This is a genomic window from Gordonia phosphorivorans, assembly GCF_042432625.1.
In the GTDB taxonomy this organism is placed as follows: Bacteria; Actinomycetota; Actinomycetes; order Mycobacteriales; family Mycobacteriaceae; genus Gordonia; species Gordonia phosphorivorans.
Genome location: NZ_JBHLWV010000040.1, coordinates 1 through 1089, shown reverse-complemented (window position 1 = coordinate 1089; position 1089 = coordinate 1). Strand labels below are relative to the sequence as shown.

Sequence of the window (1089 nt, the reverse complement as noted above, 5' to 3'; positions counted from 1 at the left end):
GGCTCTTCGATCTTGAACGGGCAGTCCCTGGTCAGGGCGGTCGCGTGTCGTTGACGTGAAAGGCCCCTGACCTTCGTGATTCTGGATGTTGCGAAGCATTCAAGAATCGAAAGAGGGGCAGGGGCCGTGTCCGAGCCTACGTCGTTGTTGCTGGGTCTGGAAGGTGTGCAGGTCGTTGGGGTCGAGCGACGGCCAGATCGCACCAGGGTGGTCGATGTGGTCACCGCAGATGGGGGCGCGGCGTGTTGCCCTGACTGCGGGGATCGATCGTCCTCGGTGAAGGAAAGGACAATCACTACGCCACGCGATATCGGGTACGGCCCTGACCCAATCCTGTTGCGCTGGAACAAGATTCGCTGGCGTTGCCGAAACCAGGCATGCGAGCGGAGCACGTTCACCGAGGCCATCAATCAGGTGCCGGCCAGGCGACGCACCACCGGACGGCTGCGCGAGCAGATGGGCCTGGCGATCGGAGATGCGGCACGTTCGGTCATCGAGGTTGCCGCCGCGCATGGGGTGTCCTGGCCGACCGCCCATGCCGCGTTCTGCGAGGTCGCCGACCGCGTTCTGCAGCAGCCGCAACCAGTACGGGTCCTCGGGATCGATGAGACTCGTCGGGGCCGGCCACGCTGGGAACGCGACCCTGATGGCCGCTGGTATCGGATAGATCCGTGGGACACTGGATTCGTCGACCTCGCGGGCGATCAGGGCCTACTCGGGCAGGTCACCGGCCGCACCTCGATGGCGGTGGCCCAATGGCTCGCCAAGCAGAGTCCTGAGTTTCGGTCCTCGATCACCCACGTTGCGATCGATCCGTGTGCCGCGTACGCCGCCGCCGCAGCCCAGGCACTGCCCGATGCGCAGCTGGTGGTCGACCACTTCCATGTAATCAAGCTCGCCAACGACATGGTCACCGCGGTTCGGCGGCGGGTCACTTGGGATCAGCGTGGGCGCCGTGGCCGGGCAGTCGATCCAGAATGGGCGAACCGGCGCCGCCTACTCACCGCCCGTGAACGCCTCTCCGAGCACAGTTACGCCAAAATGTGGAATGCGTTGCGCGCCAAAGATCCTGGCAACGAAATACTGGCC

1 protein-coding gene is annotated in these 1089 nt (G+C 64.8%); it reads left to right on the top strand.

Annotation, left to right across the window (positions count from 1 at the left end):
* Window positions 1-126: 126 nt before the first annotated feature.
* Window positions 127-1089, top strand: a 963-nt coding sequence (locus tag ACFFJD_RS16700) for an ISL3 family transposase (protein ID WP_382366228.1), incomplete at its 3' end; no start/stop codon positions are given.